Origin of the sequence: Saccharothrix syringae, assembly GCF_009498035.1 — a bacterium.
GTDB classification, from domain to species: Bacteria; Actinomycetota; Actinomycetes; order Mycobacteriales; family Pseudonocardiaceae; genus Actinosynnema; species Actinosynnema syringae.
Genome location: NZ_CP034550.1, coordinates 594,869 through 620,619 on the forward strand (window position 1 = coordinate 594,869; position 25,751 = coordinate 620,619).

25 protein-coding genes and 1 pseudogene are annotated in these 25,751 nt (G+C 75.0%); 8 read left to right on the forward strand and 18 right to left on the reverse strand.

Features of this window, described 5'->3' with window-relative positions; all coding sequences use genetic code 11:
- Window positions 1-75: 75 nt before the first annotated feature.
- Window positions 76-1,083, reverse strand: coding sequence for an NADP-dependent oxidoreductase (locus EKG83_RS02810; protein ID WP_033432151.1), 1,008 nt, complete (start codon window positions 1,081-1,083; stop codon window positions 76-78).
- Between the two features lie 40 nt (window positions 1,084-1,123).
- Complete coding sequence (locus EKG83_RS02815) at window positions 1,124-1,819, reverse strand: GNAT family N-acetyltransferase (RefSeq protein ID WP_033432150.1); 696 nt, start codon at window positions 1,817-1,819, stop codon at window positions 1,124-1,126.
- A 35-nt stretch (window positions 1,820-1,854) separates the two neighbouring features.
- On the opposite strand from EKG83_RS02815, the gene EKG83_RS02820 reads away from it, so the two are divergent.
- Complete coding sequence (locus tag EKG83_RS02820; protein WP_033432149.1) at window positions 1,855-2,262, forward strand: GNAT family N-acetyltransferase; 408 nt, start codon at window positions 1,855-1,857, stop codon at window positions 2,260-2,262.
- 420 nt (window positions 2,263-2,682) lie between these two features.
- Here the strand turns inward: EKG83_RS02820 and EKG83_RS02825 are convergent, their stop codons facing one another.
- The 5 genes from EKG83_RS02825 to EKG83_RS02845 form a co-directional block, all read right to left on the reverse strand.
- Window positions 2,683-3,114, reverse strand: a complete 432-nt coding sequence (locus EKG83_RS02825) for a hypothetical protein (RefSeq protein WP_153277846.1) — start codon at window positions 3,112-3,114, stop codon at window positions 2,683-2,685.
- Window positions 3,111-5,873 carry an FtsK/SpoIIIE domain-containing protein gene (locus EKG83_RS02830; RefSeq protein WP_033432147.1) on the reverse strand — a complete coding sequence of 921 codons (2,763 nt, stop codon included), beginning with the start codon at window positions 5,871-5,873 and terminating at the stop codon, window positions 3,111-3,113. The genes EKG83_RS02825 and EKG83_RS02830 overlap by 4 nt, the downstream gene beginning before the upstream one ends.
- A gap of 1 nt (window position 5,874) precedes the next feature.
- A complete protein-coding gene (locus EKG83_RS02835) occupies window positions 5,875-6,126 on the reverse strand; it encodes a hypothetical protein (protein WP_033432146.1) in 252 nt (83 codons plus the stop codon).
- Between the two features lies 1 nt (window position 6,127).
- Window positions 6,128-6,388, reverse strand: coding sequence for a hypothetical protein (locus EKG83_RS02840; RefSeq protein ID WP_033432145.1), 261 nt, complete (start codon window positions 6,386-6,388; stop codon window positions 6,128-6,130).
- 135 nt (window positions 6,389-6,523) lie between these two features.
- Window positions 6,524-7,321 carry a hypothetical protein gene (locus tag EKG83_RS02845; protein WP_153277847.1) on the reverse strand — a complete coding sequence of 266 codons (798 nt, stop codon included), beginning with the start codon at window positions 7,319-7,321 and terminating at the stop codon, window positions 6,524-6,526.
- Window positions 7,322-7,741: 420 nt separating this feature from the next.
- Between EKG83_RS02845 and EKG83_RS02850 the strand changes: the two genes are divergently transcribed.
- Complete coding sequence (locus tag EKG83_RS02850; RefSeq protein ID WP_033429864.1) at window positions 7,742-8,194, forward strand: hypothetical protein; 453 nt, start codon at window positions 7,742-7,744, stop codon at window positions 8,192-8,194.
- Between the two features lie 428 nt (window positions 8,195-8,622).
- Here EKG83_RS02850 and EKG83_RS02855 read toward each other — a convergent pair whose 3' ends face one another.
- The 4 genes from EKG83_RS02855 to EKG83_RS02870 all read right to left on the reverse strand — a co-directional run bounded on the left by EKG83_RS02855 (window position 8,623) and on the right by EKG83_RS02870 (window position 11,698).
- Complete coding sequence (locus tag EKG83_RS02855; RefSeq protein WP_033429865.1) at window positions 8,623-9,408, reverse strand: alpha/beta fold hydrolase; 786 nt, start codon at window positions 9,406-9,408, stop codon at window positions 8,623-8,625.
- Window positions 9,409-10,008: a DUF4232 domain-containing protein gene (locus EKG83_RS02860; protein ID WP_033429866.1), complete on the reverse strand. Its 600-nt coding sequence runs from the start codon at window positions 10,006-10,008 to the stop codon at window positions 9,409-9,411.
- A gap of 99 nt (window positions 10,009-10,107) precedes the next feature.
- A complete protein-coding gene (locus EKG83_RS49370; protein WP_322746627.1) occupies window positions 10,108-11,100 on the reverse strand; it encodes a gamma-glutamylcyclotransferase family protein in 993 nt (330 codons plus the stop codon).
- 223 nt (window positions 11,101-11,323) lie between these two features.
- Window positions 11,324-11,698, reverse strand: coding sequence for a winged helix-turn-helix transcriptional regulator (locus tag EKG83_RS02870; protein WP_033429868.1), 375 nt, complete (start codon window positions 11,696-11,698; stop codon window positions 11,324-11,326).
- Window positions 11,699-11,793: 95 nt separating this feature from the next.
- Between EKG83_RS02870 and EKG83_RS02875 the strand changes: the two genes are divergently transcribed.
- Entirely contained in the window at window positions 11,794-12,591 is a 798-nt protein-coding gene (locus EKG83_RS02875) for an NAD(P)H-binding protein (protein WP_033429869.1), read from the forward strand.
- 29 nt (window positions 12,592-12,620) lie between these two features.
- On the opposite strand, the gene EKG83_RS02880 is transcribed toward EKG83_RS02875, so the two are convergent.
- Window positions 12,621-13,610 carry a LysR family transcriptional regulator gene (locus tag EKG83_RS02880; protein WP_033429870.1) on the reverse strand — a complete coding sequence of 330 codons (990 nt, stop codon included), beginning with the start codon at window positions 13,608-13,610 and terminating at the stop codon, window positions 12,621-12,623.
- A gap of 362 nt (window positions 13,611-13,972) precedes the next feature.
- Here EKG83_RS02880 and EKG83_RS02885 point away from each other — a divergent pair, with 362 nt between their 5' ends.
- Entirely contained in the window at window positions 13,973-14,398 is a 426-nt protein-coding gene (locus EKG83_RS02885) for a nitroreductase family deazaflavin-dependent oxidoreductase (RefSeq protein WP_033429871.1), read from the forward strand.
- On the opposite strand, the gene EKG83_RS02890 is transcribed toward EKG83_RS02885, so the two are convergent.
- Window positions 14,395-15,210: a PhzF family phenazine biosynthesis protein gene (locus EKG83_RS02890; RefSeq protein ID WP_033429872.1), complete on the reverse strand. Its 816-nt coding sequence runs from the start codon at window positions 15,208-15,210 to the stop codon at window positions 14,395-14,397. The two genes, EKG83_RS02885 and EKG83_RS02890, sit on opposite strands and share 4 nt — an antisense overlap.
- Window positions 15,211-15,286: 76 nt before the next feature.
- Here EKG83_RS02890 and EKG83_RS02895 point away from each other — a divergent pair, with 76 nt between their 5' ends.
- Window positions 15,287-16,102, forward strand: a complete 816-nt coding sequence (locus tag EKG83_RS02895; RefSeq protein ID WP_033429873.1) for a LysR family transcriptional regulator — start codon at window positions 15,287-15,289, stop codon at window positions 16,100-16,102.
- Here EKG83_RS02895 and EKG83_RS02900 read toward each other — a convergent pair.
- The 3 genes from EKG83_RS02900 to EKG83_RS02910 all read right to left on the reverse strand — a co-directional run bounded on the left by EKG83_RS02900 (window position 16,099) and on the right by EKG83_RS02910 (window position 20,308).
- Window positions 16,099-17,487 (reverse strand): GTPase domain-containing protein, encoded by a 1,389-nt coding sequence (locus EKG83_RS02900; protein ID WP_033429874.1) that lies wholly within the window; start codon window positions 17,485-17,487, stop codon window positions 16,099-16,101. The genes EKG83_RS02895 and EKG83_RS02900 overlap by 4 nt on opposite strands.
- Complete coding sequence (locus EKG83_RS02905) at window positions 17,484-19,286, reverse strand: dynamin family protein (protein WP_033429875.1); 1,803 nt, start codon at window positions 19,284-19,286, stop codon at window positions 17,484-17,486. The genes EKG83_RS02900 and EKG83_RS02905 overlap by 4 nt, the downstream gene beginning before the upstream one ends.
- Window positions 19,287-19,381: 95 nt before the next feature.
- Window positions 19,382-20,308, reverse strand: a complete 927-nt coding sequence (locus EKG83_RS02910; protein WP_033429876.1) for an IniB N-terminal domain-containing protein — start codon at window positions 20,306-20,308, stop codon at window positions 19,382-19,384.
- 244 nt (window positions 20,309-20,552) lie between these two features.
- Here EKG83_RS02910 and EKG83_RS02915 point away from each other — a divergent pair, with 244 nt between their 5' ends.
- Window positions 20,553-21,806, forward strand: a complete 1,254-nt coding sequence (locus EKG83_RS02915) for an Hsp70 family protein (RefSeq protein WP_033429877.1) — start codon at window positions 20,553-20,555, stop codon at window positions 21,804-21,806.
- The gene (locus EKG83_RS02920) at window positions 21,803-24,166 is read left to right on the forward strand and encodes a helix-turn-helix transcriptional regulator (protein ID WP_194282991.1); all 2,364 of its coding nucleotides are present in this window, start codon (window positions 21,803-21,805) and stop codon (window positions 24,164-24,166) included. The genes EKG83_RS02915 and EKG83_RS02920 overlap by 4 nt, the downstream gene beginning before the upstream one ends.
- A gap of 111 nt (window positions 24,167-24,277) precedes the next feature.
- On the opposite strand, the gene EKG83_RS02925 is transcribed toward EKG83_RS02920, so the two are convergent.
- Window positions 24,278-24,787 carry a DUF2165 domain-containing protein gene (locus tag EKG83_RS02925; RefSeq protein WP_033429972.1) on the reverse strand — a complete coding sequence of 170 codons (510 nt, stop codon included), beginning with the start codon at window positions 24,785-24,787 and terminating at the stop codon, window positions 24,278-24,280.
- 20 nt (window positions 24,788-24,807) lie between these two features.
- On the reverse strand, window positions 24,808-25,107 hold the full coding sequence (locus tag EKG83_RS02930; RefSeq protein ID WP_153277848.1) for a hypothetical protein: 300 nt from the start codon (window positions 25,105-25,107) through the stop codon (window positions 24,808-24,810).
- 212 nt (window positions 25,108-25,319) lie between these two features.
- Between EKG83_RS02930 and EKG83_RS49500 the strand changes: the two are divergent.
- Window positions 25,320-25,682 (forward strand): annotated as a pseudogene (locus EKG83_RS49500) (winged helix-turn-helix domain-containing protein); the annotation flags it as partial.
- Between the last annotated feature and the right edge of the window lie 69 nt (window positions 25,683-25,751).

Below are 25,751 nucleotides of genomic sequence, written 5' to 3' on the forward strand. Positions count from 1 at the left end.
AGCTCGGCCTGGCGAAGCCTGGTGGAAGCGGTCCCGTGCGGGCGGACCCACCGCCCGCACGGGACCGCGAGCGCTTTACAGCGTGACGAGCGCCTTGCCGATGTTGTCGCCGCGCAGCATGCCGATGAACGCCTCCGGCGCGTGCTCGATGCCCTCGGTGACCGTCTCCCGGTAGCGCAGGCTGCCGTCGGCGACCCAGCCGCCCACCTCGCGGGTGAACTCACCGCGCACGTGCTCGTGGTCGCCGATCAGGAAGCCGCGCAGGGTGAGCCGCTTGCCCACGGCCAGGCCCAGGTGGCGCGGGCCGACCGGGTCGGGGGTGTTGTAGTTCGAGATCGACCCGCACAGCGCCGCGCGCCCGTGGGCGTTGAACGAGCGCAGCGCCGCGTCCAGGTGGTCGCCGCCGACGTTGTCGAAGTACACGTCGATGCCGTCCGGCGCGGCCGCCGCGAGCTGGTCGGCCACCGGCCCGTCCTTGTAGTTGAACGCCGCGTCGAACCCCAGCTCGTCGACCAGGTAGGCCACCTTCTCGGCGCTGCCGGCGCTGCCGACCACCCGCTTCGCCCCGCGCAGCCGGGCCACCTGCCCGGCGACCTGCCCCACCGCGCCCGCCGCGCCGGAGACGAACACCACGTCGCCCTCCCGGAACCCGGCCACGTCCAGCAGGCCCGCGTAGGCCGTCATGCCGGGCATGCCCAGCACGCCGAGGTAGGCGTTGACCGGGGCCACCCCGGGGTCGACCGGGACCGCGCCGGCCGCGTCGACCGCGGCGTACTCGCGCCACCCGGCGAAGTGCAGCACCACGTCCCCGACCGCGAAGCCGGCGGCGTTGGACGCGACGACCTCGCCGACCGCCCCGCCCTCCAGGACCTCGCCGACCCGGAACGGCGCGATGTAGGACTCCGCGTCGTTCATCCGGCCGCGCATGTACGGGTCGACGCTCATCACCAGGTTGCGGACCAGCAGCTGCCCGTCGCCGGGTGTCGGCACGGGCGCCTCGACCAGCTCGAAGTTCGCCTCGGTCGGGTAGCCCGTCGGACGGGACGCCAGGTGGATCTCGCGCGCGGTGCTCGGCAGTGTCATGTGCAGCTCAACCACGGCGGCCCGGAACGTGTTCCGCCCTTCAGGCGTCCAGGGCGATCACCGCCCGATAGTGGAACCCGAGCTTCCGGTACAGGCCGATGGCGACCGCGTTGTCCCCGTCCACCATGAGCCCGCACGTGCCGTGCGCGGCCAGCAGCGCGCTCGCGACGAACGCGCACACCCGCGTGGACAGCGACCGGCCGCGGTGGTCGGGGTGCGTCGCCACGCCCGCGATGAACCCCACGTCAGGGGCCGACCACGCGTCCGCGGCCACGGACACCAGCGTGCCGTCGCCGGCGCGGATGCCCGCCCAGCGCGTCGGACCCGGCTCGCGCGGCCAGGCCCACGAGTCGGGGTTGGCCTTGCGCAGCAGCGCCTCCACCTCGTCCCACTCGTCCTCGCCCAGCCACCGACCGCCGTCGGCCGCCAGGGCCCCGGAGCGCTCCATCCACCCGAACGACCCCCGCCGCGGCCAGTCCAGCCCCTCGGCCACCTCGGCGGTCACCAGCGGGCGGCAGCCGGGGTGCGCGTGCTCCCGCAGCAGCACCAGCACGTCCTCCGGCGGCCCGGCCAGCACCAGCCGGTCGAACCGGAAGAGGTCGGGCGCCCACACCGCGACCGCGTCCCGGTGGGCCCACGCCGCACCGCCCCGGCCGGGCAGCAGGGACCGCGCGGCCCAGCGCGGCAGGGGGTCGGCGGTGGCCGCGGCCACGTCGGCGGGGGTCGGAAGGAGCATGACCGCATCATCACCCAAGGGCTACGCTCGCCCGCATGGACATCCGCCGGATCACCTCGTACGAGGCCGTGGTGACCGCCGGGCACCTGTTCGACGACCCGCCGCGCGAGGACGCCACCAGGGCCTTCCTCGCCGACGACCGCCACCACCTGCTCATCGCCTACGTGGACGACCGGCCGGCGGGCTTCGTCTCCGGCGTGGAGACCATCCACCCGGACAAGGGCGTGGAGATGCTGATCTACGAGCTGGGCGTGGACGACCGCTTCCGGCGGCGGGGCGTCGCCACCGCGCTCCTCCGGGACCTGCTGGAGCTGGCGAGGTCCCGCGGGTGCACCGGGGCGTGGACCGGCACCGAGAAGGACAACGCGGCCGCGCTGGCGGCGTACCGCGGCACGGAGGCCGAGCTGGACTACGACACGGTGGGCGTGTCCTGGGGGTTCTAGGCGGTCGGGCTGCCCGGCCGGCACCCCGTCACGCGGCGGGTGCCACGGCTGCCGGCGTGTCGTGCTCCTCGTGAACCACCCCGAGCCTGTTCCCGGGCGACCGGAGTTCCCCGGTCCGCCCCGCCAGTTCCCCCGCTTCCGCCAGGTGCGCCGCCGCGTCGCGGACAGGTGCAGCATCCCCGCGGCTTCCGGAGGCGCGGTGTCCGGCGCGGTCGGGTCGGCCACGTCCACCAGGCGTTCCGGCGCCGCCCTCTCCGCCCGAACCGCCGCTCACCGCGCTCCAGCATCGACAGGTGGCCCTTGCCGATGCCGGCCAACCCGGCGACCACGTCGAGGCTGAGACCGCGGCGCCCGCGGATGCCCCGTACGCGCCGGCCGATGTCGGTGGTGTCCATCCCCGCCTCCCGCCGGGCGAGAGCCCTAAGCCCCCTTGCGCCGCAGCAGGGTGCGCTTCTGCGCCGCCTCCTCCAACGCCCGGTAGGCCCGGTCCATCGCCTCGTCGTACTCGTGCTGCGGCCGCGGCGGCACCGACTCGTCCGGGGCGGGCATCGGCGTGATCTTCATCCACCGCTCGTCCCACAGCAGCTCGACCACCGCCTCCCAGTGCACCCTGGCCAACCCCCAGGCGACCCGCTCCCGCTCGATCACCCCGACCATCCGCTCCTGCGACTCGACCAGCAGCCCCACCAGCCGCCGCACCCGCTCGCGGTCGTGCTCGCGCATGCGGGCCAACGAGTCGTCGACCTGCCGGACGACCTCCTTGTACCGCTCGACCGCCGAGCCCGGCACGGTCCGCGGCACGCCTTCTCCACTGGTGCGCTGCGCGGGCACCACGGACGCGTGTCCGATCATGCTTCCTCCCCGGTGTCGAACGGGATGACCACCTGCGGCCGGGAGTGCTCGAACCGGTCGAAGAACAGGCCCCGGCGCGGTCGGGGCGACCACGACAGCACCTGGTCCGGACCGAACGCGAGCAGCTCCTTGCCCTGGACGTCGAACGCCACCCAGGCGCCGATGTCGTCGTAGACGCCCGGCGACAGGCTGTTCTTCAGCCGCTGCGCGCCCCGCCACCAGCCCAGCACGTGGGTGCGGTTCTCGGGGCCGTGCCTGAGCACGGTGCGCAGGCTGTCCACGCCGGACACCCGGGCGGCGTTCTTGGCCTCCAGCAGCGCGTGGGCGGCGTCCACCGCGTAGACCACGAGGTAGTGGGGCTGCAGCGGCGCGCCCGCCTCGCCGGTCATGCTCGCGCTGATCCCGCCCGCCACCGTGTCGACCAGCTCGCGGATGCCCTCCATGCCCAGCTCGGTCACGTCGTGGCCCTCGCCGCGCAGCTGCTTGGCCAACCGGTCCGCGTGCGGCCGGGCGTCCTCGGTCAGGCACGCCAGGGTGAACCGGGCGTCGGTCGGCCCGTGCTGGCGGGCCAGCGACAGCGCGGCGCCGGCCAGCACCGCCGACGCGTCGCCGGCCAGCGAGCCGATCACCGCGACGTTGCGCCCCGGCGTGCGGGCGAAGCGCACCTTGGCCGCGCTGCCCGCCACGTCGATGACCTGCCCCAGCAGCACGGTCGGCGCGGGCACGCCTGGCTCCAGCGCCCGGAAGTCCGCCAGCGACTGGAGGGCGGGCACCTTGCTGCCGTCGAACAGGATCGGCTCGGCCAGCTCCGGCGGGCGGCGGCGGTGCAGCTCGACCTGGAGCGCGTCGATCGTGCCCTTGCGGGTGGCGTCGGGGACGCGCGCGACCTCGTTGCCCGGCCGCACGCCCGACTCGTGGTTGACCACGGCGTGCCAGCGCGGCAGCTCCACCGCGGCGTCGTTGTGCGGCTCGGCCAGCACCCGCCGCGCCTTGGGCAGCGCGATCCGCACGGTGAACTGCTCGAAGATCGCCGACTTGCCCCAGAAGCCCTCGATGCCGGACACGTCCTGGCTGGACAGCACCAGGTGGATGCCCTGCGACCGGCCGCGCCGGGCCACGTCCTCCAGCAGCTGCGTGGCCTGGGCGGTGACCTGGTCGCGCTCGGCGAACAGGTACTGGAACTCGTCGATCACCGCCACGATCCGCGGCCAGTGCCCGCGCGGGTCCTCCTCGCGCAGCTGCTCCAGCTTGGTGACCTCGTGCTGCTTGGCCGCGTCGGCGCGCCTGCGCATCTCGTCGGCCAGGAACACCAGCAGCGCCACGCCGAACTCGCGGTCGGTGTTGACGTTGACGCCGACCAGGCGCGCGTGCGGCAGCCACGTCGGGTCCTTGCGGCCCGGCGCGAACTGCGCGAACGACACGCCCTCCTTGAAGTCCAGCAGGTACAGCTCCAGCTCGTCGGGGGCGTACCGGGCGGCCAGGCTGCCGAGCATGGCGTAGAGGAAGTTCGTCTTGCCCGACCCGCTGGGGCCGCCGATCAGCGCGTGCGGCGAGGTGTCGCCCAGCGCCACGTGCACCGGCTCGCCCTCGCGGAACCCGACCGGCGCGACCACGCCCGCCGACGAGTTCTCCAGCCACAGCCGGTCCGGCAGCAGGTCCTCGAACGTGCTCAGCCGGGTGCGGCGGGCCTCGCGCTCCTCGGCGATGATCGCGCACGCGCGCGGCACCAGGGTGCGCGGGAACGGCGGGTCCAGCGCGACCACGACGTTGTCGCCGGTCATGGTGCACCTGGCGGTCAGGTCGTCGGCGACGGTGACGGTCTCGATCGGCGAGTTCACCGTGACCGGGATGTCGACCACGACGAGCTGGATGCCCGCCGCCAGCCCGTTGCGCGCCACGCGCTGCAACTGCTGCTGGTGCTCCTCCTTCAGCGGCCGGCGGTTGCCGAACAGCACGGCCACCCGCCACGGCTCGGTGCGCCGCCCGCCCGCCGCGCCCACCGACTGGTGGCCCTCGACCAGCACGCCGGTGTGCACGCGGCGGATGTGGTCGGACAGCTCGTCGAGCAGCTCGTGCAGCCGGGCTGGGTCGTGCACGGTGAGCAGGCCCGCCCTGGTCAGCGGGTACAGGCCGGGCAGCGCGCCGGTGAGCTGGCCGACGTCCCACACGTGGACGTGCACCAGGCCCGGCTGGAAGTGGCCCAGCACGCGCAGCAGCAGGTTCTCCACCATGCCCTCGGCGGCGACCCGGCTGGTGTGGGTGGAGGCGACGTGCAGGTGGGCGTGGTCGAGCATCGGCACGGCGACCGGGAACCCGCGCGGCTCCGGCGCGCTGGGCACCGTGCCGGTGCCGATGCGCCACAGCTCCGGCACGCCCTCGCTGCCGTCGGCCGTGCCGGGGGTGCCCAGCCACGCCTCGTGCGGCCACGACGCCGGCCCGTCGGCCACCGCGCCCACCAGCGCGGCCAGCTGGTCGGGGCCGTGCTCGGACCACTGGCGGAACGCCTCGACGCGGTCCAGCATGGCCTGCGCCACCTGCTGGTCGAACAGCCCGTCGCGCATCGCCCGCGCGAGCAGCGGGTCGGCCAGGGCCCGGTCGATGCCCTGGCCGCGCAGCATGGCCTCGAAGATGCCGCGGGCGTGCTCCTCGGCGGCCAGGCGGTGCTCGCGCGCGGCGTTGCCCAGCGCGGCCGCGACCGCCTGCCGGAACTCCTCGAAGGAGTCCACGATCCGCCGCTGGCGCTCCTCCCGCCTGCTCACGTCACAGCTCCACGGTCAGTCGCCGGACCTGTTCGAGGCTCACCACGATCAGCTCCAGTTCGTCGGCGAACTTCTCCCGCGCCCTGGCGAACTCCGGCGGCACCAGCGACTCCGGGTGGTGGGCGCCTGCCTTGACCAGGATGTCGACGGCCTCGTCCAGCGAGTCCTGCGCCTCCCGGACGCACCGGTAGGCGTCCCGCAGGTGTTCGCAGCTCTGCTCGAGCGCCAGCTTGACCTCGCCGATGGACGTCACGTCACAGCCTGGAGTCGATGCCCTCGGCCTGGGAGATCCCGGCGAGGAGGGACTTCTGGAGGTCGGCCACCGCGGACGCCACCTCGGCGAACCGCGCGTTCACCTGCTCCACCTCGGACTGGTTGCTGCCCTGGGTGGCGGCCCGGAGCAGGTCCTGGGCGTCGTCGGCGAGGTCGGCGGCCTGCTGGAGCGCGCTCACGCTCTGGTTCGCCTTCTCGATGGCCTGCTGGATCGAGCCACGGACGTCTTCGATGCTGGCCATGTCGGGTACCGGCCCTCCTGGGAAACCTGGTGTTCCTATTGTTGAAAGTAGTACCTAAATTGTGGTGTTCCACAAGCAAGATCGGCTGACCGGGTGGAGGCGCGAATCCACTCGATCGGATCAACGAAGTCCACTTCAGCCGGGCACCGTCCACACGAATGCCGAGGCCGGTGTCGCGGTGAGTTCCAGAGCGGTTATCCCGGCTGGTGGGACGGGTGCGGCTGACCAGCGCGCCACCGCCGAGGGCCCCGACCACGACGGTTCCGACCACCCCGAAAGGCCCAGCGACGCCACCGCCTCCCGTAGCGCCACGTCAGGGGAATTCGTGCTCGAACCGAGGTCCACGTGCACTCTCAGTAGGGGTCCGTGCGGGGCCACCCGGGTGATCTTGCCATTCCGCGCGACCCGGCTGGCCACGGCCCGTGCCTGCCACTCGGCGCCGGCCGACCGGTCCGTGGCCACGTCCACCCGGAGCAGCAGCCTGGTGCCGGAGTCGAGCTCGCGCTCCTCCGCCGCCGGGGGCTCCGGCTCGACCCGCTCCCGGTGCTGCGGGTCGCCGCCCGCCCACGCCTCCACCAGCAGCCGCTCCACGCCCGGCAGCACCTCGTCGAGCAGCGCCGGGTCCTCCAGCACGGTCCACGCGGTGGGCGGCTCGCACGCCACCCGCGGCGTGGGGAACCCGTCGCCGAGCTGCCGCACGAACGCCCGCACGGCGCGGGCGAGCGCGCCGGCCACGTTCTGGCCGACCCGCTCGCCGCTGACCAGGTCGATGGTGACCGACCAGCAGCCGGGCTCCTCGTCCGAGCAGTCGGACACCCGCGCGACCCGCCCGCCGACGCGGCGCAGCAACGCGTCGCAGGCCGCCCGCGCCCGCCGCTCGTCGTCGGCCGCCACCACCGCGGTGATCAGCAGCTCCAGGTCATCTCCGGCCATCTCGGGGTGAAATTGTCCACGATCGGCGCGGGCGCCGTCAGCGGCCCGCTCCGGTGGGCCGGCCGGCGGGACCGCGGGACCGGGCGGAACGGTCGCGGGCGGCTTCGCGCGCCGGCTTCGGTGCCCGCTTCGGTGCCGGGGCGGTCCGGCGGGCCGGGAACCCCGCGCGACGCGTCCCACCGGGCTCTAGCGCTTCGCGCCGGCGATGTCGACGACACGGTCGGGTAGTCCCTGTGGACCGCCCGCCGTCACCCACAAGGTCACCCTTGCGAACACCGCTCGTGATGGCCGCTGATCAGGCGGTTTTCGCAGGACAAACGGGAGTTCACACGATGCGGTCGGCGCCCGGCGGGGTCCGGTTGACCGAGGTAACGATGTTCTGCGCAAGGCCCCGCACACACAGACCCAGGAGGTCTCACCATGTTGCGCAGCATCATCCGACTCGTGGTCGCCGGCGCCGCGGCGCTGCCGATCCTGATCGGTGCCGCCGGCGTCGCCTCGGCCGACGCCGCCGACTACGACAACGGCTACGTGTCCGCCTCGGACGAGGGCTCGTACGTCTACCAGGTCTACTCGGGTTCCTCCGAGGAGGGGGACTACGCGTACTACCTGGAGGGCGCGCTGTACGCGGGCCACGAGGGCGCCGGCTACCTGAACACGGACTCGTTCGCGAACGAGGACGGTGCGTGCTACCACAACAGCTGGGGGTGGGCCGGTGATGACGGCTCGGCCGTCGGCCACACCAACAGCAGCGCCCACGACGAGAGCTACGTCGACTACGACGACGACTCGGACTACGGCGACTACGACGATGACGACTACGACGACGGCTACCACGACGACGGCGACTGGGACGACTACGGGGACAACTGAGTCGGCTCCTGAGTGACCGACGGGTGGGGTGGCGCCCGCGCCTGCCGCTCCACCCGTCCGGCGCGGCCCGCCCGTCCCCGCGGCCGGTTCCGGCGCACCGGGTGCCCCGTGGCGGGCACCCGACGGGGTCGGGCCGGGTCGGGCGCGTCGTCCGGGCACCGGGGAAGCGGTGCGACCGCGCCGGCGCGGGAGGGCGCGGACGCGGCGGTGGCCGCACGACGCGTCCGCGCGGCCCGGGGTGTCGGCGAGCGGCGGTTCGGGGCGGCACCCGGGAGCCGGCCCCGAGCGGCCGACCCCACCACCGGGCCGCGCCCGCCGGGGACGGCGGGTCGACCCGCCCGAGCCCCCACCGGACCCCGGTGCCCGCCGCACCGGTCCGCTCGCGGTACCGCCGGGCGCGTGCCTCCCCGCCGGCCGGACGCGGCGGCTCAGCCCTCCGCCAGCACCCGCCGGACGAACCCGACCACGTCGGCCAGCACCTCGTCCGAGTTGGTCTCGTTGAACACCTCGTGCCGCGCACCGGGGTAGATCCGCTCCTCGAACCGCAGCCCGCGCAGCCGGTCGGTGCCGGTGCGGGTGTCGGCCAGGGGCACCAGCTCGTCGGCGTCGCCGTGCAGCCACAGCGTGGGCAGGTGCTCCAGCGTGGGCCCGTAGTTCACCTCGTCGAGCGCCCGCTCCAGCGCCTCCAGCGTCTCCCGCCGGAACGGCCCGTGCCAGACCAGCGGGTCGGCGGCGTACCACTTGCCCACCTCGGGGTCGCGGGAGAGCGCGTCCGGGTCGACCGGCGCGTCGGGCACCTCCGGCAGCGAGAGCGCGTCCACCCCCTGCCACGTGCCCAGCACGGGTGCGGAGAGCACCAGCGCGGCCAGCGGGTGCAGCTGCGCGTAGCGGGCGGCGACCAGCCCGCCCACGCCGTGCCCGACGAGCACCACCGGCAGGTCGACGGCCGCCGACGAGACCGCGGCCGCCACGTCGGCGACCACGCCGTCGAAGTCGGTGACCAGGGCCCGCTCGCCGGCCGAGCCGCCGTGCCCGACGAGGTCGGGCGCCACCACCAGGGCACCCGCCGCCACCAGGGCGTCGGCCACGTGCCCGTACCGGCCGCCGTGCTCGCCGTGCCCGTGCACGAGGACGGCCAGCCAGGAGGCGTCGAGGTTGGACCAGGTGCGGACCGCGAGCTCACCCGCGTGGCCCGGGACGTTGGACTCGATCACCTAGGCAGCGTAGAACGCGCTGATCTCGATGCGCCCACCGCCGCACACCGGCCCCAGCCCCCACTCCAGGCTCATCGGCTGGGTGTCGTCCGGCGGGATGGCCCTGGCCCGCGCCGCCTCGGGCTGGCACGGCCCGTCCACCGGCTCCGCGTCGGTCGGCACCACGGTCCAGTGCAGGTTGGCCGCCGCCCTGGCCTTCGGGGGCACCACGACCGGCGCCGGCCCGGGGTCGGGCGTGCGCTGGAGGTCGGTGGGCACCGGCTGCCCGGAGGCGTCGAGGAGCTGGAGGCCGCTGTACCCGCTGAGGGTGCACGGCGCCGGCCCGTTGTTGGTCACCACGAGCTTGGCGTACCGGTTGCCCGCGCCCGAGTCGCCGGGCTGCACCTCGGCCGCCAGCACCGCGGCGGTGCACCGGCCGGACGCCTGGGGGGTCGACGCGGCGGGCGTCGACGCCGGCGTGGGCGCCGGCGGCGCGGCCGCCGTGGTACCGCTCCCCGAGCCGGGCGCCACCGGAACCGTCGACCGCCCGGCCTGCTGGTCGGGGTTGCCGCACGCGGTGAGCGCGACCGCGAGGGCGCCGAACGCGACGAGTCGCCTCATGATCCACCTCCTGGCTCGGACGAGTGGTCCTACCCCGAGGACGTACCCGGCAGCCGGTGGGTTGGCTCGATCGGCGAAAAATTCACCGGATCGGGGAAATCACGGGCGGTTCTCGACCCAGCCGTCGCCGAGCACGGGCATGTCGTCGCCCACCTCGGAGGTCCACAGGTAGGTCCAGCAGACCCGCCCGTCGGGCAGCGCGACGCGGACGCGCGTGTACTCGTCGCCCTCGTACCCGTCGAGCACGGGCAGGGCGTCCTCGGGGTTGGCCAGCCGCAGCAGGTGGCCGGGCACGTCCGGGCCGCCCGCGGGCCGCAGCGCGGGGTAGCCCCGGCCGGTGTCGTGCAGCACGCCGGGCAGCCGGGCGGGCACCGGGTCGCCCAGCACGAACGGCTCGACCAGGTGCCACGCGCTCATGCCGGGCTGGAGGGTGCCGTAGACGAACAGCCGGTCGGGCCAGTCGTCCGGCGACGGGTCGCCGTGCACCGGGGTCACGTCCAGGCCGTCGGTGTCGGCGGGCCGCCCGCCCAGCCGGTGGGCGCGGCGCTGGTCCACGTCGGCGCAGCGCACCGGCCTGCCGTTGACCAGCAGGGGCATCCGCCTGCGGCCCGCGCCGGTGTAGGCCAGCACGGAGTCGACCACGCCGCCGTTGAACAGGGTGACCCGGCCGGTGCGCAGCCGGACGAGCCGGTAGCGCAGGCCCCGGCCCTCGCAGCGGTCGAGCACCCGCAGCTGCTCCGCGGTGGCGAACCACACCGCGTGCTCCTCCTCGACGCCCGGCGCGGCGGCGAGCGTCGCCGGCCGCTGGCCGTCGGTCTTGCGCAGGCCCGCCGCCCACACCGCGGCGATCCCCTCGCAGCGGGCCCTCAGCACCACCGCCGGGCCGGTGAGTCCGAGTTCCTCGCGCAGCCACGTGACCTTGGCGGGGTTGGCGTTGGAGCCGTAGGCCAGCACCGGCATCCGGCCCGCCAGGGGCGGTTCGCCGTGCGCGGCCAGCCAGTCGTCGAGGTCCCGCCCGTCCGGGGCGACGCGCCACCCCGACACGGCGCCCGGGTCGGGGGTGACCGGCCAGCCGGCGCCGTCGAGGTGCACGAAGCAGTGTCCCGGCCGAGCTCCCGGATAGGGCTCGGCCGGGTGACTATCGTCCGTGAAGGGCTGCGTCATGACCCCATTCTGGCAAAGCTCACGTGGAATTCACCGGGCGTTGGGTTCGCCGGTTCGGGCAGAGGTCCGACGTCCGGGCCTCCCGACCGGGGCGAACACCGACGACCGGTCCGTCTCGGGCGGTACGGGTCGGAGGACTGGACGTGACCTGTCACACGTTCTCCGCGCGCCGCGCGTCGTAGGCCCGCTGGGCCGCGACCAGGCTCGGGAGGTTGTCCTCGATCCAGGTGAACAGTCCGCTGATCCGCTCCGCGATCTGGGTACCCAGAGGGGTGAGGGAGTAGTCCACCCGCGGTGGGATCACCGGGTGGACCTCGCGGTGCACCAGGCCGTCGCGCTCCAGCGCCTGCAGCGTCTGGGCGAGCATCTTCTCGCTCACGCCGGCCACCTCGCGGCGCAGCTCGCCGAACCGCAGCCCGCCGCCCAGCAGCCTGGCGAGCACGAGGGTGCCCCACCGGCTCGTGGCGTGGTCGGCGATCAGGCGGGACGGGCAGTTGTGGTCGTACACATCACCCCGGGTATCCACGCGCCCCACCCTAGCTGGATGCTTTCCGATCCGTAAGTACCCAACGAAAAGGTAGGTACTTTCGAATAGTTAGCTTTCGCCCTAGCGTCGGCGGCATGAAGACGTTGATCACCGGCGCGGCCGGTCACCTCGGTTCCGCGATCCTGCGGCACGCCCTCGAGCGCATCCCGGCCGAGCGGCTGGCCGTGTCCACCCGCCGGCCCGAACAGCTCGGCGACGTCGGCGTCGAGGTGCGCGCCGGCGACTTCGCCGGCGACCTCTCGCGGACCTTCGAGGGGGTGGACAGGCTGCTCATCGTGTCCGCGGACGGCCCGGACGAGCAGCGCACCGCCGCCCAGCGGGCCGCCGTGCGCGCCGCCGCCGAGGCGGGGGTCCGGCACCTGGTCTACACCTCGGTCACCGACGCCGACACCTCGCCGCTGGTCCTGGCCGCGGTGCACAAGGCCACCGAGGAGGCGATCCGGGAGAGCGGCGTGCCGTTCACCTTCCTGCGCAACGGCATGTACCACGAGAACTACCTCCACCCCGGCCCGATCACCACCGCCGCGGGCGACGGGCGGGTCGCCAGCGCGGCCCGGGACGACCTGGCGCTGGCCGCGGCGGTCGTGCTGAGCACCCCGGGTCACGAGGGCGCGGTCTACGAGCTGACCGGGCCGCGGGCGTGGAGCTTCGACGAGCTGGCCGCGCTGCGGGGCACCACGCACACCAGGGTGACCGCGGCCGAGCGGGTCGCCGCGCTGGAGGGCTTCGGCCTGCCCGGCTTCCTGGCCGAGCTGCTGACCGACATCGAGGTCAACATCGGGCGCGGGGTGCTCGCCGACGTGCGGCCGGACCTGGAGAAGCTGATCGGCCGCCCGGCGACCACGATCGAGGACGCCGTGCGCGCCCGGTAACGGCGGAGGGGCCGCCGGGCGGCGGCCCCTCAGGTCTGGTCCAGCATCAGCGCCGCGTCGATCTCCCGGTGCGCCTTCGGGTGCTCCTCCCACCACTTCGCGTAGCCGGGGTTGCGGGGCAGCACCGCCCGGTACGCGCGGGCCGCGGCGGCGAACACGTCGTGGGCCCGCCCGGCGGCGGGTCCCTCGCGCCGGGTGGCCAGCATCAGGTCCACCATGATCGGCGCGCCGCGCAGGGGCCGGACGACGATCCCGTCGCCGCTGCGCGACTGGGGCAGCGCGAACGACACCGCGCCGTTGGCGACCAGGCTGCGCGCGGTGCTGGCCTCGGTGACGTGGTGGGTGAGGCGGGGCGTGAACCCGGCCTCCGCGCACGCGGTGAAGATCTGGATGCGGTTGCCGACGAACTCGTCCGGCGGCGACACCCAGTCCCGGTCGGCCAGCCGCGCCAGCTCCACCTCCTCCTGCGCGGCCAGCGGGTCGTCCTCCGGCAGCGCCACGAACTGCGGCTCGCTGACCAGCCGCCGGATCTCCAGGCCGCGCAGCTCGCGCCGCTCCAGCCCCTCGAACCGGTCCAGCACCCCCAGGTGGACCTGCCCGGACACCAGCAGCTCCAGCAGGTCCGACGCGCCGGGCGCGATCTCGGTGCGGACCCCCGTGCACGGGATCACCCGCCGCAGCTCCTCCACGAAGTGCCCGAAGAACAGCGTGGGCACCCCGCCGACCAGCAGCGGACCGGGCGTGCCGTCCCGGCTGCGCTGCCGGGCCAGGCAGACGAGCTGGTCCACCTCGTCGAGCACCAGCCGGGCCGTGCCGACGACCTGCCTGCCCAGGTCGGTGGGCGGCGAGCCGCCGGGGGTGCGGTCGAACAGCCTGCCGCCGACGATCCGCTCGACGGTGCGCAGCTGGGCGCTCATCGCGGGCTGCGTGAGCCCCAGTCGGGTGGCGGCCTTGGTCAGGCTGCCCTCTTCGGCGATCGCGCAGACCGCGCGCAGGTGGCGGAGTTCCAGCTCGGGCATAAAACCTGTGTATCCCCCTTTCGTATGAGCCGCCAGCCTCCACGGGCGTCATAGTTGGCGGAGTCCCCAGCGTTGTGGAGGAGAACGGATGCGCCGCTTGAGCCAGATCTACTAGGAGTGCGGCAGGAGCCATGGCCGCGCCGGACCACGTCCTCACCGACGGGACCGGGCGATCCCCGGGTTCACCGCTTACGCGGGCGGTGCCCGGGTGGCGCCGGGGGTCCGGTGGCGCGCCAGGGGGTGCGTGGCGGACGTCCCCACCCCGTTCGGGGCCGCCGGTCGTGACTGCGGAGTAGCGACCGGCGGCCCCGTCGCACCTCCCCGTCCGGCGGGCGGGCCGTCTCCTCGGTAACGTCGGTGGCATGTCAGTGGTGGACAGCCCCGTCGACTGGGTGAACGAGCACATCCGCAGGTACGTCGAGACCGGTGGCGCCGAGGGGCACGAGTGGCGCCCCGGCGTCTACACGCTCCTGCTGACCACGAAGGGCCGCAAGTCCGGCCAGCCGCGCCGCACCGCGCTGATCTACCAGCCGCACGGCGACGCCTACGTGGTGATCGCCTCCAACGGCGGCTCGCCCGACCACCCGGCCTGGTTCAAGAACGTCCAGCGGGACGACTCGGTCGAGGTCCAGGTGGCCGCGGACGTGTTCCGCGCGCGGGCGCGGGTGGCGACCGCCGAGGAGCGCCCGGAGCTGTGGAGGCTGATGAACGAGGTGTGGCCGGCCTACGAGGAGTACGCGGCGAAGACCGACCGCGAGATCCCCGTGGTGGTGCTGGAGCGGGTCTAGATCCGCACCGCCGCCCCGGTCACCGACACCCGCGGGTCGTCGGCGGGGGCCCGGACCTCCAGCGTGCTCGGCCGCCCCATGTCCACGCCCTGGTGGATGGTCAGCTCGCCGGACGGGGGCAGCTCGCCGAGGGTCCGCAGGTAGCCGCCGAACGCCGCCGCGGCCGCGCCGGTGGCCGGGTCCTCCACCACGCCGCCGACCGGGAACGGGTCCCGCGCGTCGAACACGTCGGCCGAGCGCCGGTGCACCAGGTGCGCGGTCAGCGCGCCGTGCGCCCGCAGCAGGTCGCCGAGCGCGTCGAAGTCGTAGTCCAGGCCGGCCAGCCGCTCGCGCGTGCGCACGACCAGCACCAGGTGCCGCGCCCCGCCGAACGCCCAGTGCGGCGGGTAGCGCGGGTCCAGGTCGTCGGCCGACCACCGCAGCGCCGCCAGCGCGGCCGCCACGTCCTCGGGCGAGGCGGGCTCCGACGAGGTGGGCACGCTGGTCAGCGTGGCCGTGCCGGGCGCGGTGTCGACCTCGACCAGGCCGGCCGGCGTGCGGAACCGCAGCAGGCCGGGCCGCTCCAGCGCGACCGCCGCGGCCACGGTCGCGTGCCCGCAGAACGGCACCTCCACCAGCGGGCTGAAGTAGCGCACGTCGAACTCGCGCTCGTCGGCGCCGGGGAAGACGAAGGCGGTCTCGGAGTAGCCGACCTCGGCGGCGATGCGGAGCATGGCCGCGTCGTCCAACCCGGTAGCGTCCAGCACGACCCCGGCCGGGTTGCCGCCCGCCGGGTCGGTGGTGAAGGAGCTGTAGCGGAGCACTTCGGTCATGCGCACAGCGTCCCCCACGAGCTGTCATCGAGTCCAACGATTCCTTGCGAACGGCCCTATCGGTATTGTCGATCGGGTGGACACCCGCCTCCTGCGCACCCTGCTGGTGCTCGCGCGCACGGGCAGCTTCACCGCCACCGCCGCCGAACTGCACCTCGTGCAGTCCACGGTGACGAGCCAGGTCAAGGCCCTGGAGCGGCACCTGGGCGCGCGTCTGTTCGACCGGCTGCCCAGCGGCGCCCGGCTGACCGAGGCGGGCCGGCAGGCCGTCGAGCACGCCCGCGAGGTGCTGACCGCCGAGCAGCGCCTGCGGGACGCGGTGCGCGGCGGCACGGCCGTGGAGGGCGACGTGCGGGTGGCCGCGCCGGAGTCCATGTGCGCCTACCGGCTGCCGCAGCGCATCGCCGACGTGGCCCTGCGGTTCCCGGGCATCACCGTGCACCTGTCGCCCGCGGGCACCCGGCAGGCGCTGGCCGGGGTCCGCAACGGCACCCTGGACCTGGCCCTGGTGCTGGAGGACTCGCTGGTCGCGCCGGGCCTGCGGGCCACCGCCGTCGGCGTCGAGCCGATCGAGTTGGTGGCCGCGCCCGGCACCGTGGCCGACGAGCGCTACTTCCTGCTGGAGGAGGGCTGCTCCTACTGCGACCGGTTCGTGCGCGAGCTGCCCGCCACGCCGAGCATCACCCGGTTCGGCAGCATCGAGGCCGTGCGGTCGTGCGCGGTGGCGGGCCTGGGCCGGACCGTGCTGCCGCGGGTGGCGGTGGCCGAGCAGCTGGACGCGGGCACGCTGCAGCGCGTGCGCGAGCTGCCGGACACCACGCTGTTCCTGGTCACCGACCCGCGCCGGACGCCGTCCGCGGCCGTGCGGGCGGTGACCGAGGCGATCAGCTAGGGCGCGTCCAGCTCCACGAGCATCCCCTCGCAGCTGCGCACCACCACGGCCGCGGCCCGCCGCTGCGCGTGGTCCAGCGCGGGGTCGGCCGCCTGACCGCGCCAGCGGGCCAGCGCGTCGAGCACGACGTGCCGCAGCTCCGGGCCGGTCGGCTCGTGCTCCACGCCCAGCCGCACCGCGAGGTCCGTGCCCAGGCCGCCGACCAGCCGGGACGCCTCCGCCTCCAGCCCGCCGGGCAGCCGGGTGCGCCCGCTGTGCAGCGCGGCCAGCAGCCGCAGCTCGCGGAAGTCGTGCGCGGAGGCCACCAGGCGCTCCGCGGCGGCGGCCAGCCGGGCCGAGGCGGGGCGCGGTTCGGCGCGCAGCACCACGTCCAGGCCCAGCAGCGCCGACCGGGCCTTGAGCACGTCGCGGCGCTCGGTGAAGCAGGCGCCGACGCAGTCGCGCAGCTCGCCCAGGCCGCTGCGCTGCACCAGTTGGCCGGTCAGCTTGACCTGCGTGTCGAAGCCCTGCCGGATCAGCGTGGTGGTCAGCCGCACGCCGAACACGCCGAACCGGTCCACCAGGCCGCGGCGCACCTCCGGGTCGAGCCGCACCGGGAAGTCCTCGCCCACGAACCGGTCGGCCGACAGCAGGTGGTCCTCCAGCTCGGCGCGCCCCAGGGCCGCGAGCGCGGCCAGCGCGGCGAACTCCTCCGCCCGCAGCGTCCTGGCGGCCACCGCGAGCAGCCCGGACACCGCGACCACGTCCTGGCACAGCGGCCGCACCGCGGCCTCGCGCCGGTAGCGGCGGGCGATCTGCCTGGCCGAGGTCAGCGCGTCGATCCGGCCGCCGCCGATCTCGTCGGCGCGCGCCAGCACCAGCACGGTGCTCACCGGCGCGGCGCGCGCCACCGGGTGGTCGTGGGCGGTGCGCAGGAACCGCACGTCGTCGGCGTGCACGTGCCTGGTCAGGTACAGCACGGCGTCGGCCTCGGCGCACACCTGCTCGACCGGCGTGCCCGCGGCGGTGTCGACCAGGACCAGGTCGCGCAGCGAGCGGGACGGCCACTCGACCTCCACGCGGTCGGCGTCCGGCGCGTCCACGACCACCCGGCCGCCCCGGCGCCCCACCGGCACCTCGTACTGGCCCGCGAGCGCCCGCGGCCGCGGCCCGTCCCGGTACCAGGTGGTGGCCGCGGGCGGCGCGAACTCCTCGCCGACCAGCGCCCCGACCAGGGTCGACTTGCCCGAGCGCGGCGCGCCCGCCACGGCCACCCGCACCGGCTCGTCGAACCGCTCCAGGTGCCCGCGCAGCCACGCCACCGCGCGCGGGCTGTCCCGGTAGGCGGTCAGGGCGTCCGCGAGCAGCGCCCGGACCGCGTCCCCGAGCGCCCGGCCCGACGTCATGCGCTGATCCCCAGCGGCGGTGCCTGCCCACCGGCCAGCGCCTGCACCCGCTGGTACAGGTGCACCAGCCGGTCCAGCTCGCGCTGCGCCTCGCGGACGCGGCGCTCGTGCTCGGTGGTGTCGTCCTGCACGGCCCGGCGCGCGCTGCGGGCGGACTCCAGCAGCGTCTCCTGGAGCTCCTCGGCCAGCGTGGTGAAGTGGTTGCGCAGGCTGCGCTGGATGTGGCGGGCGGCGTCGCGGCAGTCCTTGCCGAACTTGACGAAGAAGTCGTCCACGTGCCGGGCGGCGGCGGCCTTGGCGGCGGCCTGGCGGCGGCGCAGCCGCTGGTCGCTCTCGTCGAGGATGGACTTGCCGCCGAACAGCGCGCCCGCGCCCAGCGAGACGGCGTTGATCAGCGGCATCCCGGCCAGGCTGGTGACCAGGCCGAACATCAGCACGCCGCCGTAGGAGCCCTTCAGGCCGGTGAACGCCTTCTGCGCCAGGCCGAACTTCTCGATCACCGGCTTGTCCATCGGCGCCACGCGGTCCAGCACGTCGTCGGGGAAGATCGACTCGGGCAGCAGGTCGTCGCGGGCCACCGGGAAGCTCCTGGCGACCTTCTCCGCGACCCACTCCGAGCGGTCCAGCAGCCAGGCGAAGTTCACCGCGGCGGCCTCGGTGAGGTTGTCCTCCAGCCACCTCTCGAACTCGTCCCAGCCCAGCGCCGGGTCGGCGGTCTCGAAGGTCCGCTCGACCTCGCGCAGGATGCGGCGGGTGCGGTCGCGCAGGTCGTGCTCGATGTCGGAGACCAGGTCGGCCATCTCGTCGGCTAGCACGGTCTGCCAGCGCGCGGACCGGCGGCGCAGCTCGTCGATGCGGCGCTGGGCCTCGTTGAGCGCGGCCACCGTGTCGGCGGTGCGGCGCGAGCCCCGCGCGGACAGCTCCTCGCGGACCGGCGCGACGAGCTGGCGGACCGCCGAGGCGGCGGCGACCGCGACCGAGCGGCGGGCCAGCACGTCGGCGGCGGCCAGGATGTCCTGCTGGAGGCACCCCAGCAGCTCGGGGAAGCCGGACTCGGCGTTGAGCGCCTTGTCGCCGGTCTTGGCCGCGCGCAGGCGCAGCGCCGCGGACACCGGGATCAGCTTCGCGGTGACGCCCGCGCGGGCCAGCCTGGCCCGGTTGCGCTCGACCACCCGGCGCCACTGCGGGGCGATGTCGATCTTGGTGAGCACCACGACGACGTTCGGGCAGGAGGCCATGACCTGCCGGAGCAGGTCCAGCTCCGAGTCGGCCAGCTCGGCGGTGGCGTCGGAGACCATCAGCACCGCGTCGGCCTGGAGCAGCACGGCGAACGTGCCGGCGGTGCGCGCGGGCCGCAGGTCGCCCACACCGGGCGTGTCGACCAGCACCAGGCCGGAGCCCAGCAGGGCGCGCGGGATGCCGACCTCGGCGCGGACCAGGTCGCCCTGGCAGGTGCTGACCTGGCCGGCGAGCTGGTCGATGGGCACCGGGATGCGCTCGGTCGGGGTGTTGGCGACCGAGGCGCCGCGCACCAGCGCCGCGGAGGGGGTCTCCGCGTGCTGCACGAACGTGGGCACGGTACTGGTGACGTCGTCACCCACCGCGCACACCGGGGCGTTCACCAGGGCGTTGACCAGCTGGCTCTTGCCCTGCTTGGGTTCGCCGACGACGAGCACCCGCAGCTTGGGGTCGAGCTGCCGGGCGCGCTTCTCGCGCAACCGCTCGGCCAGGTCGGGCCGGTTGTGCGCGGCGCAAGCCCTGATCGTGTCGTCGAGCACGTCGAGCCATGGCGCGGACATCACCTGGAAGAGTCTGCCGTCAATTCCCACCCGGGTGAAAGGCGAGAGGGGGCCGGCCCCCGCGGGCGGACCCCCTCTCCGGTGGTGGACCGGTCTCAGAAGAGCAGGTCGTCCAGGCCGAGGGAGTCGACGACCGGCAGGTCGGCGCCGTCCACGACACCCGTGACGTTGCTCACGGCGCCCGTGACCCCGGTCACCACACCGCCGAGGCCGGCGGTGTGGCCGGCGCCCGACACCACGTCGGTGACGCTCTCCAGCGGCGCGCCGGCGTCGACGGCGTGGTGCTGCCCGGCCACCTGGCCGGTCACCTCGACGACCTTGCCCAGGCCCAGGTCGCCGGTGTGCAGGGAGCTGGTGAGGCCACCGGCGACGCCCTCGACCACGCCGTGGAGCGTGTCGAGCGAGCCGAACGCGGTGCTGGTCAGGCTGTCCGCGCCCGGGAGCGCGCCGGTGACCCCACCGGCGGTGGCGACGGCGCCGTCGAGGCTGCCGGTCGCCGTGGCGGTCAGGTCGTGCACCTGACCGTGAGCGGTGTGCAGCGTGCCGTCCAGGGTGCCGGTCACGTCGTTCACCGCGGAGAAGTCACCCTCCACCGTCAGCTTCGCCGAACCCGAGGCGTCGAGCAGGTCCCAGCTGGACACGCCGCCGAAGACGGTCAGGCCGTCGGCGTCCGCGCTCAGCGTGCCCGCCACGGCGGCCTTGAGGTCCGACGCGCCGGTCGCCCCCGACACCGCGATCTGGTCGGTGACGGCCTTCAGGCGGAAGATCGCCGCGGCCGTGCCGGTGTCGGCCAGGTCCAGCGGCAGGTCCTCCAGCAACGAGCCGTCGAGGGCGGGCAGGCTCCCCGTCGGCACGTAGTCGAGGACCAGTGGGATGACTTCCTGCACGTCTGCGGCGCTGATGTCGCCGAGGCCGGCGCGGGCCAGGGCGCCCGCGGCGTCGGCCTGGAAGTCGGCCCGGGCGCTCGGGTCGCTCAGCAGGCCGAGTACGAAGTCGTGCAGCGTGTTGGGGCTGGTGCCCATGGTGGATTTCTCCTGGTCAGATAGGACGCGGGGAGCCGACCTGGCAGGGGTGCGGTCGGCCGTGGGACCAAAACTAGTGACGGGGGGTCACCCGGCCATCGGGGATTACTCCCAGTAGATCCCGCAACCACTGTGGGGTGGTCCTCGTTCACTCCCTAGGGGATTAGGGGATCGGGTTGTGACCGTCTCGTAACCCGTGTAGGTACTGCCGTACTTCGATCAGGTGAGTGGAGGAGGCTGCCGGTTGCCGTACGTCCTCGGGGTCGACGTGGGCACCACGCGCACCGCGGCGGCCGTGTGCCGGCTGGGCGGTGCCGGGCGCGGCGAGCCCGAGCCGGTCGGCCTGGGCGGCCCCGGCGGCGGGGTGGCCACGGTGCTGCGGCTCACCGCCGACGGCGCGTTCGCGGTCGGCGAGCCGGGCGACCCGCGGTGGACGGCCACCGGGTTCGCCCGCCGCGTCGGCGACGAGGTGCCCGTGGTGCTCGGCGCCGAGCGGTGCCCGCCCGAGGAGCTGACCGCGCTGCTGGTCAGGTGGGTGGTCAACCAGGTCGCGGCGCGCGAGGGCGGGCAGCCCGAGCACGTCGTGGTGGCGCACCCGCCCGCGTGGGGCGCGCACGCCAAGGGGCTGCTGCACCACGCGCTGCGCGCGGTCGGCGTGGAGGCCACCCTCGTGCCCGAACCGGTGGCGGCGGCCGAGAACCACGCGTTCACCCGGCCGCTCACCGGCAACCTGGGCGTGTTCAGCCTCGGCAGCCACTGGTTCGGCTCGGCCGTCGTCGGCCCGCGGTTCGAGCTGGTCGCCTCGGCCGAGGGCGTCGAGCAGGACGCCGGCGCCGACTTCGACGACGCGGTGTTCGCGCACGTCCGCGCCTCCCTCGGGCGCGAGCTGGACGAGCTGGACGCCGAGGACCCGCGCACCCGCGGCCTGTTCGCCCGGCTGCGGCACGACTGCGAGGCGGCCAAGCGGGTGCTCTCCGGTGCGGTGGAGACGGCGGTGCCGGTGCACCTGCCGTCCGGGCGGGTGGACGTGCCGCTGACCAGGGCCCGGTTCGAGGAGCTGATCCGGCCCGCGGTCGAGCAGGCCGTGGCGGTGCACGCGCGCGTCGCCGCCGGGGTCGAGGCGACCGTGCTGGTCGGCGGCAGCGCCCGCATCCCGCTGGTCGCCGCCTCGGTGCCCGGCCGGGTGGTGCTGGAGGCGGCGCCGGAGACCTCGGTGGTCAAGGGCGCGGCGCTCGCGGCGCGCAGGCTGGTCCTGGGCCCCGAGGCCGAACCCGAGCCCGTCGAGACCTCCGTGCTGGTCCGCGACGACCCGCTGCTGCGGTTCCCGGTGGGCGGCCTGGACCCGGTCGACGGGGACTTCGCCCCGCCGCCGCCCCGCCCGCCGGTCGACATCACCCCGCTGGACCTGCCCGAACGCCGCTCGGTCAAGCGCGTCGTGCGGGGGCTGGCGCCCACCGGGGGGCACCGCCGCGCCCGCAACCACGAGGACGGTCGGTGAACCAGGGCAGGAGTCCGCGCCCGGTGCTGTCCGCGCAGGTGGGCCGGGTGCTGGAGGCCATCGCGTCCGGTGCCGCCGTGCGGCTGGGCGTGGTCGCGCCCGGCGGGTACGGCAAGACCGTGCTGCTGCGGGAGTTCGCGCGGGCGTTCGAGGGCGCGGGCGTCGAGGCGACCGTGGTGGACGACGCGCACCTGCTGCCCGAGGAGCGGCTGCTGGAGCTGCGGGCCGCGGTCGAGCGGGGCGACGCGCCGGTCGTGGTGGCGCACCGGCCCTGGCCGCGGTCGCGGGCGCTGGCGGCGCTGGCCGAGTCGCTGGGGCGGGTCGGGCCCGCGCTGATGCCCGAGCCGTTCACGCGCGACGAGGTGCGCGCGGTGCTGCCCGCGCCGGCACGCGGCCTGGCCGACTTCGTGCACCGGCAGACCGGCGGCGTGCCGCGGTTCGTGGCGCGGCTGGCCGGGCTGACCGGGCCCGAGGTGCCCGCCGAGGTGGTCGCCTCGTTCCGGGCCGACCTGGACTGGCTCGACCCGGACGTGCAGAAGTTCCTGCTCGCCGCCGAGGCGGGCGCGGCGCTGCGGCTCGACCTGCTCGGCGGGCTGCTCGACCGGGACGCCGACGCGGTCGGCGACGTGATCGAGGCCGCCCGGTCCACCGGGCTGCTCGGGCCGGACGGGACGCTGCTGCCGGTCGTGCGCACCGCCGTGGCCGCGCTGAGCCGCACCGACCGGCGGATCGCGGTGCGGCAGAAGCTCGCCGAGCTGCAGCTGCGGTCCGGCGGCCCGGTGCTGGAGCTGGTGCGGCCGCTGGTGGGCGTGGCCGGGCCGGAGATGGCGGCGGCGTTCCAGGCGGCGGCCGGCGAGGTGCTGCCGTCGGACCCGGCGCTGGCCGCGCGGCTGCTGGCGGCGGTGGGCACGCCGACCGCCGAGGTCGCGGTCCGGCGGGCGGTGGCCTCGGCGATGGCGGGCGACCTGGACGCGGCCCTGCGGCTGGCGGACCAGGTGATCTCCGGCGGTTCGGCGCACCGCGGCGCGGCGGCGGAGGTGGCCGCCATCGCGCTGGCGCACCGCGGGCAGCTGGCGCGCAGCACCGAGCTGCACCGGTGGTCGCCGTCCGCCACGTCCGCCGCGTTCGCGGTGATCGGCCGGGTCGGCACCGGCCGGCTGCCCGAGGCGCCCCTGCCGCCCGCGCCGCCGACGATGCTCGACGGCGGCGCCTCGCTGATGGCGCAGGGCGTCGTGGAGTCCGTCACCGGGTCGCCGACCTCGGCCCTGTCCACGCTGGTGCGCGCCACCGGGCTGCTGGAGCCCGCCGGGCGGTCGGTGCTGCTGCCGGACTCGCCCGCCGCGCTGGCCGCGCTGGTGGCGGTGCACGGCGGCGAGCTGTCCGTGGCCGAGTCGGTGCTGGACCGGGCGGTGGCCACGTCGCTGGGCGGCGCGCTGATGGCCGTGCGGCACCGGTTGCTGCGGGCGTGGACCTCGATGCTGCGCGGGAACCTGGCGCAGGCCCGGGAGGCGCTGGTGGCGCTGCGCAAGGCCGGGCGGCCGCTGGAGGCGCGGGACTGGCTGTTCGCGGTGGCGCTGGAGGTCGGCATCGCGCGGCGCGACAGCGACCTGGCGACGTTGAAGCGGACGTGGGAGCAGGCGTGCGAGGCCGTGCTGCGGCACCCGGTCGACCTGTTCGCGTTCCTGCCGCTGGGCGAGTTCGCGGCGGCGGCGGCGCGGTTGCGCGACCAGCACCGGTTGGCCCACCACCTGGCGGCGGCGCGGGACCTGCTGCGGGAGCTGGGGGACCCGTGCCTGTGGGCGGTGCCGCTGCACTGGAGCGCGCTGCACGCGGCGATCATCGCCGAGGAGACGGCGGTGGCCGAGGAGCACGCGGCGTCGCTGGCGGCCTGCGCGCCGCGCGACCGGTACGCGGCGGTGGTGTCGGCGGCGGCGGAGAGCTGGCTGGACGTGCTGGCGGGCAAGGTCGACGCGGACCGGGTCGAGGAGGCCGCGCGGGGGCTGCACGCGGTGGGGCAGTGGTGGGACGCGGCGCGGTTGGCCGGTCAGGCGGCGATCCGGACCTCGGACCGGCAGGCGATGGTGCGGCTGCTGGACTGCGCGCGGTTGCTCCAGGGGCGGTCGGCGGGGCCGGCGCGCCGGCAGCCGGAGCCGGTGGCCGAGGTGGACGCGGGCAGGCTCAGCGACCGGGAGCGCGAGGTGGCGGAGCTGGTGGTGGGCGGGTTGACCTACAAGCAGGTGGGCGACCGGCTGTTCATCTCGGCGAAGACCGTGGAGCACCACGTGGCGCGGATGCGGCAGCGCCTGGGGTGCGGGAGTCGGGCGGAGCTGCTGGACCAGCTCCGCCAGATCGTCGGATGATCACCCGATAGAGATCTTGCCATGTTCGAACACCTGTTCGAACATGGGGTCATGCCCATTCCCGGTTCGTTTTCCGGCAGGTCTTCTGTCCACTTCGGATTTCCTTGCGGTCTACTGTGGACCGCTCGGCTCGGTGCGCCGGCTCGCGTGCAGCAGGACGAGCCCGATGCCCGCGATCACGAAGTTCTGGAACGCGGCGTTCAGCCCGTTCCAGTCCTTGGACTGCCACATGAGGAACCACTCGCCCCCGATGGCGATGAACCCCACCCCGAACAGCAGCACCTGCATCAGCCAGCCGGTCGAGGACAGCCGCCGGGCCGTCTCCTCGCGGCGCCGCAGCCAGGCCACCAGCGCGGCGACCAGCACCAGGGCGGTCAACGCCTCCCAGGCGATGATCAGCACGTAGGTGACGGTCACCAGGGTCGGGCTGGAGATGGCGCGCCACGTGGTGAACGGCGAGTTGAAGGTGGTGTCCATCAGGAGGACGTGCCGCACGAACGCGTGGTTGGTCTCGTAGTCGGTGATGTTGCCGAACACCACGAGCACCATGTAGAGCGCGGTGAAACCGGTCAACGCCGCGATCGCCGCCTGCGGGCTCCCCACCCGCCCAAGAAAACGCATGTACCGCAACATAGCCAGAATCAGCCGGAAGTCCACGGGCCCAGGCGGGTGACGACCCCGCCCACGGCTGCCGACCGGTCCGCGCGCGGATTGTCGGCGCGGTGCGAACCGCAGGTCAGCACCGGTGGTGCGGCGGGGATCTGGCGCCCGCCGGGGTCGTCGACCGGACCGGCGACGATCTTCGTGATCACCTGCGGGTTGGTGGGCGCGCGATCCGGGCCACCCTTCGGCGAGCCGCCACCCACCTGCGCGCCCGCACCGCCGCCCACCGGCACCGACTCCACCCCGTACCCACCGGCCCACGCGATCCCGACCCGCACCGGCCGGGGCGGCACCCCCGCTCGCCACCGCCCCGGCCGGCGCACCACTGGTCTTTCGTTTCGGGGTGGTGGTGGGTCTTGCCGGTGGGGGTATGCCGGTGGCGCGCGCCACCTGACCGCGAAGCAGCGGGCCCGGTTCGAGGCCGCGGAGCCGTGCGCCCGGGACGTCGGTCCGCCGCAGGCCGCACGGCTGGGACGAGGAGCAGGGCTGGACCCCGGCCCGGGCCGCGCTGGTCGTCGCCCGGCGTTTCCCCGTGCGGTTCAGCCCGGCGCAGACCTGGCGGATCCCGCGGCAGGTGGGCTTCACGCCGCGGCTGCCGGCGCACCGGTCGGCCGAGCGCGACGAGCACCGGGCGGCCACCTGGACGCGCACGACCCGGCCCCGGGCGGGAAAAGAGCGACCGCCCGGGACGCGTGGCCGTGCTTCGCCGGCGAATCCGGGCAGCTGCGCCCACCGACGGCCCGCACCCGGGCTTGGCGCCGGACACCGGTGCTGCGGGTGCGCACCGCCGGCAAGGCGCGCCTGCCCCTGGCCGGCCTGCCCTGCCGCAAACCCGGCCACCGCACCCGGCTGATCTGCCGGATGACGGGCCACCGCGGCCAGGCAGGCGAGAAGAAGGGCTTCCGGAAACCGGACTTCGCCG